This window comes from Streptomyces sp. YKOK-I1 (assembly GCF_054660435.1).
On record NZ_BAAGDR010000001.1, the window covers coordinates 4,054,330 to 4,069,270 of the forward strand.

The window sequence follows — 14,941 nt, forward strand, 5'->3', positions numbered from 1 at the left end:
ACCTGCAGGCCGCCACGGTGACTGCGGCGCCCATGGCCGTGGACGCCACTGCTGTCCTCGCTCGCGCCGTCGTCCAGGAGTCGCCGAGGCCGTCGCCGCCGTCGAGGGAGCCGTCGTGAACCCGCGTGTACGACAACTGACCGGCGTCGAGGAGATGCTGGCGGCGACCGACCTGATCACCAGGGTGTGGCAGGCGGAGGTTCCGCCCGTGCCGTTCCCCTTCATGCGGGCGCTCAGCCACGCCGGGGCACAAGTCCTGGGCGGTTATGTCGAGGGGCGGCTGGCCGGCGTGGCCGTGGGGTTCCTCGGCTGCGACACCGAGGGGACACTGCTGCATTCACATGTGGTCGGCGTCGAAAAGCAGTGGCGCGGCACCGGTGTGGGCCGGGCGATCAAGCTCGGCCAGCGTGACTGGTGCCTGGAGCGAGGCATCAGGCGAATGGCATGGACCTTCGACCCGCTGCGGGTCCACAACGCCTGTTTCAACCTGGCCCGGCTCGGCGCCGCGGGTGTCTCCTACCACGCGGACTTCTACGGGGCGATGAACGACGACTTCAACCGGGGCGTCCCCACCGACCGGGTCCTGGTGCACTGGGACCTGGCGGAGGCCGAGACCGGCCAAGCGCGATCCCCCGCCTCCCCGGCCGTCGGCCTCGTGCTGGACATCGGCGAGGACGGGCGGCCGGTACGCCGCGCTCCCTCCCACCTCCCCGGCGGGGCAGTGCGGCTGCGCGTACCGTCCGCGCCGCCGGCCGACCCGTCGCTGGTCCTGGACTGGCGGCTCGCGTTGCGCGAGGTGATGGAGCCGCTGCTGCACACCGGATACCGCTGGACGGGCGCAGGCGGAGACGGCACCTATCTACTCACCACGGCCCGCCGAGGCCCGAGCGCCTGCGCAACGTCCACCGACCGAGACCCGACCGAAGCAACCCCGGAAACCCGAGGATCATCCCGATGAACATCGAGGCCGTCGAACTGCGGCGGGTCGCCATCCCGCTGGTGTCCCCCTTCCGTACTTCCTTCAGCACGCAGACGCAGCGCGACGTGCTGCTGATCCGGGTGGTCACCGACCAGGCCGAGGGCTGGGCCGAGTGCGTCGCGCTCGCCGATCCGCTGTACTCCAGCGAGTACACGGACGCCGCGCACCGCGTGATCGCCGACCATTTGCTGCCGCCGCTCTTCGCGGCCGATCGCGTCAACGCCGACCTGGTGGCCCCGCTGCTGGCGCCGGTTCGTGGCCACCGTATGGCCAAGGCGGCCGTGGAAACGGCCGTACTCGACGCCCAGCTGAAGGCCGCCGGGGTTCCCCTCAGCCGCCACCTGGGCGCGACCGCGACCCACTGCGACTCAGGCGTGTCCGTCAGCATCCACGACGAGATCCCCGCCCTGCTTGACGCGGTGGCGGGCTGTCTCGAGGCCGGGTACCGCCGGATCAAGCTCAAGATCGAGCCCGGCTGGGACATCGAGCCGGTCGCCGCGGTCCGCGAGCGCTTCGGCGACGACCTGCTCCTGCAGGTGGACGCCAACTCCGCCTACACCCGTGGCGACGCCCGCCACCTTGCCCGGCTCGACGCGTTCGGGCTGCTGATGATCGAGCAGCCGCTCGACGAGGAGGACATGGCGGGCCACGCCCAGCTCGCCAGGGTCACGCACACCCCGATCTGCCTCGACGAGTCAGTGGTGTCGGCGCGGGCCGCGTACGAGGCCATCCGCACAGGCGCCTGCGCGATCGTCAACATCAAGCCGGGCCGGGTGGGCGGCTACCTGGAGGCGCGGCGCGTCCACGACGTCTGTGCAGCCGCAGGGATCCCCGTCTGGGCAGGCGGCATGCTGGAGACCGGCATCGGCCGGGCGGCCAACCTCGCCCTGGCCGGCCTGCCGGGCTTCACTCTGCCCTCGGACATCTCGGCCTCCGACCGCTACTTCGAGCAGGACCTCACCGAGCCGATCACGATGACCGCCGACGGCCGCATCGAAGTTCCCACCGGCCCCGGTATCGGCGTCGCGCCGATCCCCGAGGTGCTGGAGGAGTTCACCGTCTCCACGCAGGTGCTCAAGCCGTGACCCTGCTCGATGAACTGACCGCGCGCACGGAGGAGATGGTCCAGGACGTCCTCGGCCTGTGCCTGGTGGAGTCGCCGTCCGACGACTTCGCCCGGCTGGCCGAGGTCGCGGAGCACACCGCCGAGCTGGGCGCCCGTGTGACCGGGCGCGCTCCCGAGTGGATCAACGAGCAGGACCGCCCCGCACTGTACTGGGAGCCGGAGCCGGGCGGCGTACTGATGCTCGGCCACCTCGACACGGTGTGGCCGGTCGGCACCCTCGCCCGCTGGCCGAAGCCCCCGCGCACCGAGACCACGCTCTCCTGCCCGGGCGTCTTCGACATGAAGGCCGGGGTCGTGCAGGGCCTCTACGCGATGGAGGCGCTCGGCGCCCCGGCGGGCTGCGGCATGCTGCTGACCACCGACGAGGAGATCGGCTCCCCGGTCTCCCGGCCGCTGATCGAGAAGGTCGCTGCCCGTGCCGGGGCGGTGCTGGTGCTGGAGGCCAGCGCCAACGGTGCCCTCAAGACCGGCCGTAAGGGCGTCAGCCAGTACCTGGTACGGGTCTCGGGGCGGGCCGCGCACGCCGGCTTGGAACCTGAGAGGGGCGTCAACGCGTTCCTGGAGCTGGCCGAACAGGCACGCACCGTCGCCTCGTTCGGCTCCGGCGGGGTCACCGTCACGCCGACCCTCGCCGCCGCCGGCACCACGAGCAATACCGTGCCGGCCGAGGGCCGCTTCCATGTGGACGCCCGAGCCACCACCCGCGCCGAACAGGACGCCCTGCACGCCCGGATGACCGCGCTCACCCGGGTGCTGCCCGGCGCCGAAGTCACCGTCGAGGGCGGCCCCAACCGACCGCCGATGGAGGCCGGCCAGGCCACGCACCTGCTGGACCTCGCCCGCGCGACCGCCTCGGACCTCGGTCTGGGGGACATCCGCGCGGTCAGCGTCGGTGGCGCATCCGACGGCAACCTCACTGCCGGGATCGGAATCCCCACCCTGGACGGCCTCGGCGCGGTCGGCGCGCACGCACACGCCGAGGGCGAGTACACCGTCATCGCCGAGATGCCCCGCCGGTCGGCCCTGGTCGCCGGCCTCATCGCTTGCCTGTTGGCGGCCTGAAGAGACCACCTCAGCGCGTGACCGCCAAGGTCGGCCGGGCGGCAGCGCGGCATGGCAACCCCTGCCCCTGGCAGGCACCTGGGCCGCGGAGAACAACGTCGAGATCGCCTGCCTAGGACGAGGCCCGCCCCACCAGGTCCGTCGCCAGGACCACCTGGCGGCGTTCCAGGCCGCGGGAGGCCGCCGGGCGGCGGTCCGCGATCTCGGTGAGGAGGAGGTCCAGCATGCGCCGCCCCATCTCCTCGATCGGCTGGCGCACACTCGTCAGGGGCGGGTCCATGTGGCGGGCGATGGCCGAGTCGTCGTAGCCGACCAGGGCCACGTCCTCGGGGATACGGCGGCCCGCCTCGCGCAGGGCCTGGCGGGCGCCCGCCGCCATCACGTCGGAGCCGGCGAACACCGCGTCCAGCGACGGGTGGCGGGAGAGCAGCGCCATCATGGCCCGGTGCCCGCCCTCCTCCGTGAAGTCGCCGGGCTCGACGAGCCCCTCGTCCGCCGCGTACCCGGCGTCCCGCAGGGCGTCGCGGTAGCCGTCGACGCGGCGCTGGGCGCCGTACACGTCGAGGCGGCCGGTGATGTGGGCGATCCGGGTGCGGCCCCGGGCCAGCAGGTGCTCCACGGCCGACCGGCCGCCGCCGTAGTTGTCGGAGTCCACGGAGGGCAGCGTCTCCCCGGCGGACCTCGGACCGCTGATCACCGCCGGGATCTCCAGCTGGGCCAGCAGGTCCGGGAGCGGGTCGTCGGCGTGCACCGAGACCAGCAGGACCCCGTCCACGCGGTGCGCCGCCAGGTACTGGGCCAGGCGCTGGCGCTCCCGGTCGCTGCCCGCGAAGATCAGCAGCAACTGCATCTCGGTGTCGGCGAGTTCGGCGCCCACACCGCGCAGCATGTCCGAGAAGTACGGCTCGGCGAAGAACCGGGTCTCCGGCTCGGGCACGACGAGCGCGATCGCGTCCGTGCGGTTCGCGGCGAGGGCGCGGGCGGCCGTGTTGGGGACGTAGCCGAGTTCCGCGACCGCCGCCTCCACCGCCGCGCGGGTCGCGTCGCTGACCCGGGGCGACCCGTTGATCACCCGGGAGACCGTGCCGCGGCCCACGCCGGCCCGGGCGGCCACCTCTTCGAGGGTGGGCCTGCCACCGCTGCGGCCCCGCGCTCCGTGGCTTGCCATGGGCTCCGCCTTCCCGCCGTCGTCATCACGCTGGCCTGGAATCTAACAGTCCCGACCACTCGGCCCGTCCGGAGCCCATCAGTCGGTTATGTGCCGAACTGGACTAAATGTGCATCACTCGCCGGGGTTAGCTAACAGCCGGATAACTGAACGCACCTCTCCGTGTTCCCACCCTTGACACCCCCGCCCGAACCGACGACTCTTCAACACATCACTTGTGGGAGCGCTCCCACGGTACCTGACACATACACATCCCGCACGTTCCCCGCCCGAGCCGCAGCGAGAAACAACGGGCCCAACAATGCAGTTGGCCGGGGGGTCGGCACGTCAGGGCAACAGGAGGACGCAATGCGCGCACGTACCCGAACCGCCCGCCGGGTGGTGGTCCTCGCGGCGGTCGCGTCGCTGGGCGCCGGGCTGCTGGCCGGCTGTGCCGACGACGGCGGCGACGACGCAACCGACGGTTCGTCGTCCGGCGGCGGCAAGGGCAAGACCACGATCACCCTGGGGCTTTTCGGCACCTTCGGCTTCAAGGAGGCCGGGCTCTACACGGAGTACGAGAAGCTCCACCCCGACATCAAGATCGCCGAGAACGTCACGGAGAAGAACGAGAACTACTACCCGGCGCTCGTCAACCACCTCACCACCAACAGCGGCCTGATGGACGTCCAGGCCATCGAGGTGGGCAACATCGCGGAGGTCGTGGCCACCCAGGCGGCCAAGTTCGAGGACATGTCGAAGGTCTCGGGCGTCGACAAGAGCCAGTGGCTGGACTGGAAGTGGTCGCAGGCCACCACCAAGGACGGCCAGACGATCGGCCTCGGCACCGACGTCGGCCCGATGGCCATCTGCTACCGCAAGGACCTCTTCGAGCAGGCCGGTCTGCCCACCGACCGCGAGAAGGTCGGCGCGCTGTGGGCGGGCGACTGGAACAAGTTCGTCACCGCCGGCGAGCAGTACAAGAAGAAGGCCAAGGCGGGCACGTTCTTCATGGACTCCCCCGGCGGCCTGCTCAACGCCGTCCTCAGCAGTGAGAAGGAGAAGTTCTACGACTCCTCCGGCGAGATCATCTACAAGTCGAACCCGGCCGTGAAGGCCGCCTTCGACCTGAGCGCGAAGGCTGCCGAGGAGGGCCTGGTCCAGGCCCAGTCGCAGTTCACGCAGCCCTGGAACACGACGATCGCCCAGAGCAAGTTCGCCACCATCGCCTGCCCGCCGTGGATGCTCGGCACCATCAAGGCCAACGCCAAGGCCGAGGACGCCGGCAAGTGGGACGTGGCCGTCGCGCCCAAGTCCGGCAACTGGGGCGGCTCCTTCCTGGGCGTGCCCAAGAGCGGCAAGCACGTGAAGGAGGCCGAAGAGCTCGTCAAGTGGCTGACCGCACCCGAGCAGCAGGCGAAGCTCTTCAAGGTGCAGGGCAACTTCCCGAGCGCCCCGGCCACGTACACGATGCCCGAAGTCACCGGCGCCAAGAACGCGATGACCGGTGACTCGCCGGTCGGCACGGTCTTCTCCGAGGCCGCCAAGACCGCCCCGGTGCAGGTGATCGGCCCGAAGGACCAGATCATCCAGCAGGGCCTGTCCGACAACGGCGTCTTCCTCGTCACGAAGGGCAAGTCGGCGAAGGAGGCCTGGGAGACGGCCACCAAGACCATCGACAACAACCTGGACAAGTGACCCGTATGGCCACCCGCCACGACACCGCCGCGCCCCCCGCGAAGGAGGGGGGCGCGGCCCCGGGCCGCGTGCCCGCGGAGGCCACGGAAGCCGGGCGGCGGCGCCGTGACCGGCTCTCGCGCCGCTGGCAGCGGGACATCCGCTGGTCCCCTTACGCCTTCGTCTCGCCGTTCTTCGTGCTGTTCCTCGCGTTCGGCCTGTTCCCGCTGATCTACACGGGCTGGGCGTCGCTGCACCAGGTGGAACTGACCGCGCCCACCGACATGACGTGGGTGGGGATGCGCAACTACACGCGCATCTTCGACGACGACTTCTTCTGGAACGCGGCGCGGAACACCCTGACGATCGGGATCATCTCGACCGTTCCGCAGCTGCTGATGGCCATGGGCCTCGCCCACATCCTCAACTACAAGCTGCGCGCCTCGACCTTCTACCGGGTCGCGATGCTCGCGCCGTACGCGACCTCGATCGCGGCCGCCTCGCTGGTCTTCGTGCTCCTCTTCGGGCGCGACTACGGCATGATCAACTGGGTGCTGCACTTCGCCGGGATCGACGCGATCGACTGGCAGAACGACAAGTGGCCGTCACAGATCGCCGTCTCGTCGATCATCATCTGGCGGTGGACCGGCTACAACGCGCTGATCTACCTGGCCGCGATGCAGGCGATCCCGCAGGACCTGTACGAGTCGGCGGCGCTGGACGGCGCCAGCCGCTGGCGGCAGTTCCTGCACGTGACGCTGCCGTCGCTGCGGCCGACGATCCTGTTCACGGTCGTCGTCTCCACGATCGGCGCCAGCCAGGTCTTCGGCGAGCCGCTGCTGTTCGACGCCAACAAGGGCGCCTCGGGCGGCGCGGAGCACCAGTTCCAGACGCTGGGCCTGTACCTGTACGAGCAGGGCTGGGTGAACCAGCACCTGGGCCGGGCCTCGGCGATCGCCTGGACGATGTTCCTGATCCTGATCGTGATCGGCATCGTCAACTACGTCATCTCGCGCCGGCTGCGCGCCAGTAGTTAGGAGTACCGGCCGTGACGACGACGACAACGACCGCGAAGTCCGCGGAACCCGACGACGCCGTGCCGACGGCCCGCAAGGTGCGCCGGCCCAGGTCCGCGCGGGCCGGCGGGCAGATGCACGGCGGCCCGATCACCTACATCGTCCTGGGCGTGTTCACCTTCGTGTCGCTGTTCCCGCTGCTGTGGACGGCGATCGCCGCGTCCCGCGACAACAACCGGCTGGCGGAGAACCCACCGCCGTTCGTGTTCGGCTCCAACCTCATGCACAACGTGGACGTGGCCTGGAACGACGCGAACCTGGGCAAGGCCTTCGTCAACACGACCTTCGTGGCCGGGACTTCGGCGGCGACGATCGTGTTCCTCTCCACGGTCGCCGGTTTCGCCTTCGCCAAGCTGCGGTTCAAGGGCAAGGGCGCGCTGATGCTGATCGTGATCGGCACGATGATGGTGCCGCCTCAGCTGAGCGTCATCCCGCTGTACATGATGGTCGCCAAGCTGGAGTGGACCGATCAGCTCCAGGCGGTGATCCTGCCGTCGCTGGTGAGCGCGTTCGGTGTGTTCTTCATGCGGCAGTACCTGATCCAGGCGCTGCCCGACGAGATCATCGAGGCGGCCCGGGTGGACGGCGCGAGCAGCTGGCGTGTCGTGTGGCACGTGGTGTTCCCGGCGGCGCGCCCCGCGATGGCGGTGCTCGGCATGCTGACGTTCGTCCAGACGTGGAACGACTTCCTGTGGCCCTTCCTGGTCCTGAGCCAGACCGGCAACCCCACCGTGCAGGTCGCGCTCGCGGGCCTCGGCCGTGGGTACACCCCGGACCAGTCCCTGATCATGGCGGGCGCTCTGGTGGGCACGCTGCCGCTGCTGGTGATCTTCGCGATCTTCGGCAAGCAGATCGTGGGCGGCATCATGCAGGGCGCGGTGAAGGGCTGACCTCTCGCGATACGGGGGCCGGGTCACCGCCGCCCCGGCCCCGTCCACCCCACTTCCCCCCAATCTCGTCGGCCTCGACGGCCTCGACGACCATCCATGGGAGCGCTTCCATGACTGATCCCGTCACCCCTGTGACCTTTCCTCCCGCCTTCCTCTGGGGCGCGGCGACCTCCGCGTACCAGATCGAGGGGGCGGTGCGGGAGGACGGCCGCACCCCTTCGATCTGGGACACCTTCAGCCATACGCCGGGCAAGACCCTCGGCGGCGAGCACGGTGACATCGCTGTCGACCACTACCACCGCTACCGCGAGGACGTCGCGCTGATGGCGGAGCTGGGCCTGAGCGCGTACCGCTTCTCCATCTCCTGGTCCCGGGTCCAGCCGACCGGCCGGGGTCCGGCCGTGCAGGTGGGCCTGGACTTCTACCGCCGGCTGGTCGACGAGCTGCTGGCGAAGGGCATCAAGCCCGCCGTCACCCTCTATCACTGGGATCTGCCGCAGGAGCTGGAGGACGCGGGCGGCTGGCCGGAGCGCGACACGGCGTACCGGTTCGCCGAGTACGCGCAGATCGTCGGCGAGGCGCTGGGCGACCGGGTGGAGAACTGGATCACCCTGAACGAGCCCTGGTGCAGCGCGTTCCTGGGCTACGCGTCCGGGGTGCACGCGCCCGGCCGCACCGACCCGGCGGCGTCCCTGCGCGCGGCCCACCATCTCAACCTCGCCCACGGCCTCGGCACGACGGCGCTCCGCGCGGTGATGCCGGCCCGCAACTCGGTGGCGATCAGCCTCAACTCCTCGGTCGTACGCCCCCTTTCGGAGTCGCCCGCCGACCTCGCGGCCGTCCGTAGGATCGACGACCTGGCCAACGGCGTCTTCCACGGCCCGATCCTGAAGGGCGCGTACCCGGAGACGCTGCTCGATGCCACCTCCTCCCTCACCGACTGGTCGTACGTCCTCGACGGCGACCTGCGGGCGATCCACCAGCCGCTGGACGCGCTGGGCCTGAACTACTACACGCCCACGCTGGTCTCGGCGGCGCGGGAGCAGCCGAAGGGCCCGCGCACGGACGGCCACGGCGCGAGCGACCACTCGCCCTGGCCGGCTGCGGACGACGTCGCGTTCCACCAGACGCCCGGGGACCGCACGGAGATGGGCTGGACGATCGACCCGTCGGGCCTGCACGAGCTGATCATGCGGTACACGAAGGAAGCCCCCGGTCTGCCCCTCTACATCACGGAGAACGGCGCGGCCTACGACGACAAGCCCGACGCGGACGGCCGGGTCCACGACCCGGAGCGGATCGCGTATCTGCACGGCCATCTCTCGGCGGTGCGCCGGGCCATCGCCGACGGCGCGGACGTGCGCGGCTACTACCTGTGGTCCCTGCTGGACAACTTCGAGTGGGCGTACGGCTACGGGAAGCGGTTCGGGGCGGTCTACGTGGACTACGCGACGCTCACCCGCACGCCGAAGTCGAGCGCGCACTGGTACGGCGAGGCGGCCCGCACGGGCACCCTCCCGTCCCCGTCACCCGAAACCACCTGACCCGGGGGAGGGGAGGGGCGCGGCACGTCGAGGGGGCGTGCCGCGCCCCGGTGGTTTCTCAGGGGACCGCTCAGAGGGTGCCCGGTGCCGCGAGCCACTGGGTCGGCTGCCCCGTCACCGACGCGATCGTCTCGAAGTCGTTGTCGTAGTGCAGCAGGGTCAGCCCCTGGAGCTCGGCCGTCGCGGCGACGAGCAGATCCACAGCACCCGCGCTGCGGTGCCGTCCCTTCTCGGTGAGTTCCCGTTGTACGTCCCATGCTCGCGTGACGGCCCGGTCGTCCAGAGGGGTCCAGCCGAACACCGCATCCAGGTCCCGAACCAGTTCGGCCCGGTCCTCGGCGTTCCTCGCGCTGTAGAGAAACTCGACCTCGGTCAGCGGGCAGCGGGCGATCAGCCCCTCTTCCAGAGGTTTCTCCCAGAGGGCGCGAGCCGGCTGCTTCAGGATGCGCACCAGTGCGCTGGTGTCGACGAGGAAGGCGGCCGCGCTCATCGACGGTAGTCCTCCTTCTCCAGCAATACGTCGAAGTCGCCGGCGTCCGCCCGCGCCGCGAGCCGGGCCAGGGCGAGCGCACGCTTCTTGCGCTCCACCCCTTCCTTGAGCGCGGCGGTGACCGTGTCCTTCTTGGTCTTGGTACCGAAAGCTATGGCCGCCTCGGCCAGCAGGTCCTCGTCGATGTCGATCAGCGTCTTGGGCATGAGAACCTCCTGGATATCCGAAGCTTCTTCGAGTATATCCACCGGACCGCGATCAGCGGTTCCCCAGCTCGAACCAGGTCGCCTTGCCCGGCCCCGGCCCATGGGTGCAGACACCCCAGGCATCGGCGCCGTAGGAGATGAGCTGGATGCCGCGGCCGCCTTCGTCATCCGGATCGGCGGCCGACGTGCGGACGACGGGCAGGCCGGGCGCGGCGTCTTGGACGAGCACACGCAGGCAGGCGGCATCGGCCCAGCCGGCGTGGAGGGTGACGGGGTCGGCGCAGCCCTTGTCGGTACAGGCGTTGATGGCGTTGGTGACGGCCTCGGAGGTGAGGAGCACCGCGGTGTCGGTGAGTTCGGGGTGGGGAGAGTTGACGAGGATGGTGCGGACGGTGTCGCGGGCGGCGCGGACCCAGGCGGGGTGGGGCGGGAAGGTGAGGGTGACGCTGGGCGGGTCTTCCATGGGGGCTCCCGTGTCGGTGGTGCCGTGGCGTTCCACGCGGTGACCAGGTCCGGGCCTCGGCAAGTGGGGTGAGGGCGGGGGTACTTCCTCGTGGGGCTTGTCGTCGACGGTAGAAGCACGCTTGGTGAAGTTACAACCGTGTACGCCGACTTACGCCCTCATGGGTGACGGCCGCCCAAGCGGGTGGACGATCCCACGGGCGCCAAGAGACACTGCGCCGCATGCCGCCCAGGACGAACCCGAGCGAACGCCAGCGACGCCTGGGCGTGGAACTGCGCAAACTCCGTGTACGGGCCGGACTGTCAGGAGACGTCGCAGCCGACGTGATCGAGGCCGAACGCACCCGGATCAGTCACATCGAGAGCGGCAGGGTCGACGTTCCCCGCAACGGCCTGTACCGGTTGCTCCGCGCTTACGGATGCCCTGAGGGCGCTTACTTCGAGAGCCTGATGGAGATGGCGCACGAGAGCGGAAGGGGCTGGTGGGGCGAGTACAGCGACACGATCGGTCCGGCAGCTCGGGATCTGGCCGAACTCGAATCCCGTTCAACCGTGCTACGGACGCACGAGCCGATGCTCATCCCGGGAATGCTGCAGACCGAGGAGTACGCCCGTGCCGTCCTCGCGACCACCGAATCGGATGCCCGACGAGCCTCCCGTTACACCCAGTTCCGCCTGGCGAGACAACGTGTGCTGGCCGGCGCATCCCCGCTGACGTATCACGCGGTCGTCCACGAGACAGCACTCCACACACGTGTGGGCGGACCCGCGGTCATGCGCAGGCAACTCCTGCGGCTGATCGAGGTGTCTCGCCTGCCGCATGTGACCGTACAGATCTTCCCGTTCGAGGCCGGAAACTACGCGGCCCACACCCAGTCGTTCGTCCTCTACGGCGCTTCGGCCCCCGAGCTGGACACGGTCTACCTGGAGCATCCGACCCAGTCGCTCTTCCTCCGGGATGGAAAGCAACTCGACGAGTACGCCAAGATGTTCGAGCGGCTCTCGGAACTGGCGCTGCCCCCGGTCGACCCGGAGTCGGCACCGGAGTCACACGAGTCCCGGGACTCGCTGAGCCTCGTCCAGCACGTGATGTACACCTTGTGAGAGGAACGCATGCCCCAACTCACCTGGCAGAAGTCCTCGTTCAGCTCAGGCGGTGAGGGAAACTGCATAGAGCTGGCCGTGTCCGCCCCCGCCCACCTCCACCTCCGCGAAAGCGACCACCCCCACGAGATCGCCACCGTCGCCCCCGACGCCCTCGCGGAACTTCTGCGCGCCTTGAAGTCCGGCACCCTCACCCGCTGAAGTCGGGGGACGCCAGCGGGAAGGAGGCCCGTCGGCGCCACCGTGTCCCGTCGTGGACCAGCAAGTCGACCGCCGAGACCCGCGTGACGACGGGGAGACCGGCGAGCAGGTCGGCCTCGGCCTTCGCCACGACCGCCTCGTCCTGACCCTGGGCGACGGTCAGATGCGGGACGACTTCGTCGAACTGCCCGCCGAACGGCGGGTGTTCCGGCCACCGTTCCACGATCGCCTCGGTGAGGCCCCTGAAGCCGGCGCCCGTTTCGGGGGCGAGATACAGCACTCCGGGGAACCGGCCGCAGTGGTCGAACCGGGCCTCGAAGGACTCGTACCGGCCCAGTACCTCGCCGATCGCGGCACACACACCCTCATCGATGCGGCCCGCGTCGAGAAACGGGAAGAGCACGGTGACATGCGCCGGAACACCGGCACGGGCCGAAGGGTCGAGCCGGTCACGCCACGCTCGCACCAAGGGCTCCGCCTCCGGAACCCGCACGATCAGCCCCGACTGCCCTGCCCGGAATCGCTGAGCGTCGTCATCCGCCATCACAAGAGTTTTCCCGCCGAGCCCCCACCCCTCCCCTCGACGAGCACGGCCAGGCCGTCCAGGACGCGGGCCAGGCCGAAGGTGTACGCGTGTTCGGGGCTGTGGGCGCTGCCGTGGGCGGTGCCCGCCGCCGTGCCCACGCGGGTGGCGGTCGGGTAGGTCGCGGGGTCGAGGACCTGGGCGAGCAGGGGGCCGTTGGCGGCCCACCACTGTGCGTCGTCCATCGCGCTGTCCCGTCGGGCCTCACGGGCCTCGGCCGCCGAGCGGGCGTGAGCCCGGACGAAGTCGAGGAGGTAGGTCAGGGCGTCGTCCCGCTCGACGTCGTCGAGGCCGCACTCCTCCAGCGCCGACAGCTCGTGTTCGTACTTCGCCATCAGCCCCGGCCCGAGCGGCGGCCGGCCCGTCGCGACCGACGCGGCCCACGGGTGCGCCTCGAACAGGGCCCGGTTCTCCTCCGCCACCGCGGCCAGCCGCTCCCGCCAGGGCCGCCCCGCGGTGTCGGTCCGGGGCATCCGGGCGTAGACGGCGTCCAGCATGAGGTCCAGCAGTTCCGCCTTGCCCGGCACATAGGTGTAGAGCGTCATCGGCGCCACCCCCAGCCCCTGCGCCACCCTTCGCATGGTCGGCGCCTCCAGCCCCTCGGCGTCCGCCAGGTCGAGCGCGACGTCGACGACCGCGTCGATGCTGAGCCGCTGCCGCGGTCCGCGCCGGGGGACGTCGGCCGGGACGCGCCAGAGCAACTCCAGGGTGCGGGCCGGATCACCGGCGCTGCTTCTCTCGACAGGCACGGGCCCATTCTCACCCATGAGGCATCTTCGTACGTAGTACAGTGTACAAAGTACGGAGTATGCGTCCCGTTCTCTCTGTTCAAGGAGCCCCTGTGCCGATCACCGCCTCCGCCGTGTCCCTGAACGTCGACGACGTGGCCGCGTCCAGCGCCTTCCTCACCGAGCACTTCGGGTTCCGGGAGGAGGCGGCCGCCGACGGGTTCGTGTCGCTGAGCCGTCCGGACGCCGGTATGAACGTCGTCTATCTGCGGCGCGGCCTCGCGTCGCTGCCCGAGGACCAGCGCGACGACCACGCCGACGGGGTGATCCTCGCCTTCGTCGTGGACGACCTGGAGGCCGAGCTGGCCCGGCTCACCGACGAAGGGGTCGCCATCACGATGCCGCTGACCGAGGAGCCCTGGGGCGAGCGCGCTTTTCAGGTCACCGACCCCAACGGGGTCATCGTCCAGCTCGTCGACTGGGTCAGCGCAGAACGGTGAGCGTGATCGTGACCGCGAGGGCGACGACCGCCGCGGCCGCCCACAGCAGCGCGGCCTTGCGCTGCCGGCTGAAGCGGTCGATGACCTTGATGTCGCCGGAGGGGAGGCGGAAGGCGTAGTAGACGTGGTCCGGGTCCGCGGGGGTCTCGACCCTGGCGAGGGGGAGGAGCGCGATGGTGACGTGGCGACGGACCTCGCGCGCCCGGGGCGCGAGGAGGGGCGCGAGCCGCTTGGCGTGGCCGTCCTCCAGGAAGCCCGGGAGGTCGTCGTCGGGGCTCGTGAGGGTCGCCCGGTACCAGTCGCCGGTCTTCAGCTGCCCGGGGTGGCGCTTGACGGGCAGGGCGTCACGGCGGGGCTCGTGGGTGATCGTGGCGCCGGTGCAGACGGTGAGGCGGCCCGTGGCGTCGCACTCCCGGTGCTCGACACGCCGGTCGCCGTCGCACGTCCCGCAGACCACGTCCCCCTTCCCGCGGCAGGCCGGGCACTCCCGCCGCCAGTCGCCCGAGCACTTCGGGCAGGCCACGTCCGCCGCGTGGCACCGCTTGCACTCGGCGGCCCGCTCCCGCGTCCCCTCCTTGCGGGGACGGGTGCCGTCCCGGGCCCGGCGCGTGCGGGGCGTGCCGGTGCCGTCGCACTCCCAGCAGGTGTCCGGACCGCCCCGGCACACCTCACAGTCGATCCAGGGAGGGCAGTCGGTCCTGCCCCGCCCCTCGCACGCCGCGCAGTCCTTCCGGCCGTCCACGCAGCCCCCGCACGGCACCTCGTCCAGCGTCCCCTCCCGGACCAGGTGCACGACCTGGCGCCGCGAGGGGTCGGCGGGCGGCTTCGCGACGTACGCGTCGAGGTCTGTGTAGGTGGGGCGTTCGGCGATCGTTCCGTTCCGGCTGAGCGGCCCCTTCGCCGTCCGGGGGCCCTCCTTGCCCCGCTCCTCGATCGAGCGGTGGATCTCGCACTCCAGGACCGACTCCCAGCTGAGCGAGGCCGCGCCCGGGTCGGTGAGCCGGGTGCTGATCCGGCGCCCGGCCAGCTGCCGTTCGACGGCTCGCAGGATCTCCTCGTCGGACGGTCTCCTGGCCAACGGAAGCTCCCCTCGCCGACGGGTCACACACGCGAGAAGAGCAGGGTAGGAGGCCCCCAAGTCGACGACAAGGGGGCCTGGTTCACCG

17 protein-coding genes are annotated in these 14,941 nt (G+C 70.6%); 10 read left to right on the forward strand and 7 right to left on the reverse strand.

From position 1 onward, the window contains the following. Nucleotides 1-115 precede the first annotated feature (115 nt). The 3 genes from ACYQ8Q_RS17565 to ACYQ8Q_RS17575 are packed head-to-tail and all read left to right on the forward strand — an operon-like array spanning nt 116 to nt 3,167. Nucleotides 116-958, forward strand: coding sequence for a GNAT family N-acetyltransferase (locus ACYQ8Q_RS17565; RefSeq protein WP_460066018.1), 843 nt, complete (start codon nt 116-118; stop codon nt 956-958). Then, nucleotides 955-2,064 (forward strand): o-succinylbenzoate synthase, encoded by a 1,110-nt coding sequence (gene menC / locus ACYQ8Q_RS17570; protein WP_460066021.1) that lies wholly within the window; start codon nt 955-957, stop codon nt 2,062-2,064. The genes ACYQ8Q_RS17565 and menC overlap by 4 nt, the downstream gene beginning before the upstream one ends. Continuing rightward, the gene (locus ACYQ8Q_RS17575) at nt 2,061-3,167 is read left to right on the forward strand and encodes a M20/M25/M40 family metallo-hydrolase (RefSeq protein ID WP_460066022.1); all 1,107 of its coding nucleotides are present in this window, start codon (nt 2,061-2,063) and stop codon (nt 3,165-3,167) included. The genes menC and ACYQ8Q_RS17575 overlap by 4 nt, the downstream gene beginning before the upstream one ends. Nucleotides 3,168-3,279: 112 nt before the next feature. Here the strand turns inward: ACYQ8Q_RS17575 and ACYQ8Q_RS17580 are convergent, their stop codons facing one another. Continuing rightward, nucleotides 3,280-4,335: a LacI family DNA-binding transcriptional regulator gene (locus tag ACYQ8Q_RS17580; RefSeq protein ID WP_460066023.1), complete on the reverse strand. Its 1,056-nt coding sequence runs from the start codon at nt 4,333-4,335 to the stop codon at nt 3,280-3,282. 348 nt (nt 4,336-4,683) lie between these two features. Between ACYQ8Q_RS17580 and ACYQ8Q_RS17585 the strand changes: the two genes are divergently transcribed. From ACYQ8Q_RS17585 to ACYQ8Q_RS17600, 4 genes are all read left to right on the forward strand, one after another. Further along, the gene (locus ACYQ8Q_RS17585; RefSeq protein WP_460066024.1) at nt 4,684-6,012 is read left to right on the forward strand and encodes an ABC transporter substrate-binding protein; all 1,329 of its coding nucleotides are present in this window, start codon (nt 4,684-4,686) and stop codon (nt 6,010-6,012) included. Nucleotides 6,013-6,017: 5 nt separating this feature from the next. Next, on the forward strand, nt 6,018-7,028 hold the full coding sequence (locus tag ACYQ8Q_RS17590) for a carbohydrate ABC transporter permease (RefSeq protein WP_460073355.1): 1,011 nt from the start codon (nt 6,018-6,020) through the stop codon (nt 7,026-7,028). A gap of 59 nt (nt 7,029-7,087) precedes the next feature. Continuing rightward, nucleotides 7,088-7,957 carry a carbohydrate ABC transporter permease gene (locus ACYQ8Q_RS17595; protein ID WP_460073357.1) on the forward strand — a complete coding sequence of 290 codons (870 nt, stop codon included), beginning with the start codon at nt 7,088-7,090 and terminating at the stop codon, nt 7,955-7,957. A gap of 110 nt (nt 7,958-8,067) precedes the next feature. After that, nucleotides 8,068-9,501 (forward strand): GH1 family beta-glucosidase, encoded by a 1,434-nt coding sequence (locus ACYQ8Q_RS17600; protein ID WP_460066025.1) that lies wholly within the window; start codon nt 8,068-8,070, stop codon nt 9,499-9,501. A 70-nt stretch (nt 9,502-9,571) separates the two neighbouring features. Here ACYQ8Q_RS17600 and ACYQ8Q_RS17605 read toward each other — a convergent pair whose 3' ends face one another. Genes ACYQ8Q_RS17605 through ACYQ8Q_RS17615 form a run of 3 tightly spaced genes read right to left on the reverse strand, consistent with a single transcriptional unit; the run spans nt 9,572 to nt 10,660 of the window. After that, nucleotides 9,572-9,991 (reverse strand): PIN domain-containing protein, encoded by a 420-nt coding sequence (locus tag ACYQ8Q_RS17605; protein WP_460066026.1) that lies wholly within the window; start codon nt 9,989-9,991, stop codon nt 9,572-9,574. Then, nucleotides 9,988-10,197, reverse strand: a complete 210-nt coding sequence (locus tag ACYQ8Q_RS17610) for a type II toxin-antitoxin system VapB family antitoxin (RefSeq protein ID WP_460066029.1) — start codon at nt 10,195-10,197, stop codon at nt 9,988-9,990. The genes ACYQ8Q_RS17605 and ACYQ8Q_RS17610 overlap by 4 nt, the downstream gene beginning before the upstream one ends. 52 nt (nt 10,198-10,249) lie before the next feature. After that, nucleotides 10,250-10,660 (reverse strand): ATP-binding protein, encoded by a 411-nt coding sequence (locus tag ACYQ8Q_RS17615; RefSeq protein WP_460066031.1) that lies wholly within the window; start codon nt 10,658-10,660, stop codon nt 10,250-10,252. 221 nt (nt 10,661-10,881) lie between these two features. On the opposite strand from ACYQ8Q_RS17615, the gene ACYQ8Q_RS17620 reads away from it, so the two are divergent. Continuing rightward, nucleotides 10,882-11,763 (forward strand): helix-turn-helix domain-containing protein, encoded by an 882-nt coding sequence (locus tag ACYQ8Q_RS17620; RefSeq protein WP_460066032.1) that lies wholly within the window; start codon nt 10,882-10,884, stop codon nt 11,761-11,763. Between the two features lie 9 nt (nt 11,764-11,772). Beyond that, on the forward strand, nt 11,773-11,964 hold the full coding sequence (locus tag ACYQ8Q_RS17625; protein WP_460066033.1) for a DUF397 domain-containing protein: 192 nt from the start codon (nt 11,773-11,775) through the stop codon (nt 11,962-11,964). Here ACYQ8Q_RS17625 and ACYQ8Q_RS17630 read toward each other — a convergent pair. Both ACYQ8Q_RS17630 and ACYQ8Q_RS17635 read right to left on the reverse strand, forming a co-directional pair. Then, nucleotides 11,954-12,508, reverse strand: a complete 555-nt coding sequence (locus ACYQ8Q_RS17630; protein WP_460066034.1) for a 2'-5' RNA ligase family protein — start codon at nt 12,506-12,508, stop codon at nt 11,954-11,956. The genes ACYQ8Q_RS17625 and ACYQ8Q_RS17630 overlap by 11 nt on opposite strands. Next, complete coding sequence (locus tag ACYQ8Q_RS17635) at nt 12,508-13,296, reverse strand: TetR/AcrR family transcriptional regulator (protein WP_460066035.1); 789 nt, start codon at nt 13,294-13,296, stop codon at nt 12,508-12,510. Before ACYQ8Q_RS17635 ends, ACYQ8Q_RS17630 begins: the two co-directional genes overlap by 1 nt. Nucleotides 13,297-13,388: 92 nt before the next feature. Between ACYQ8Q_RS17635 and ACYQ8Q_RS17640 the strand changes: the two genes are divergently transcribed. After that, a complete protein-coding gene (locus ACYQ8Q_RS17640; RefSeq protein WP_460066038.1) occupies nt 13,389-13,775 on the forward strand; it encodes a VOC family protein in 387 nt (128 codons plus the stop codon). Here the strand turns inward: ACYQ8Q_RS17640 and ACYQ8Q_RS17645 are convergent. Continuing rightward, complete coding sequence (locus tag ACYQ8Q_RS17645) at nt 13,759-14,853, reverse strand: hypothetical protein (RefSeq protein ID WP_460066040.1); 1,095 nt, start codon at nt 14,851-14,853, stop codon at nt 13,759-13,761. The two genes, ACYQ8Q_RS17640 and ACYQ8Q_RS17645, sit on opposite strands and share 17 nt — an antisense overlap. Between the last annotated feature and the right edge of the window lie 88 nt (nt 14,854-14,941).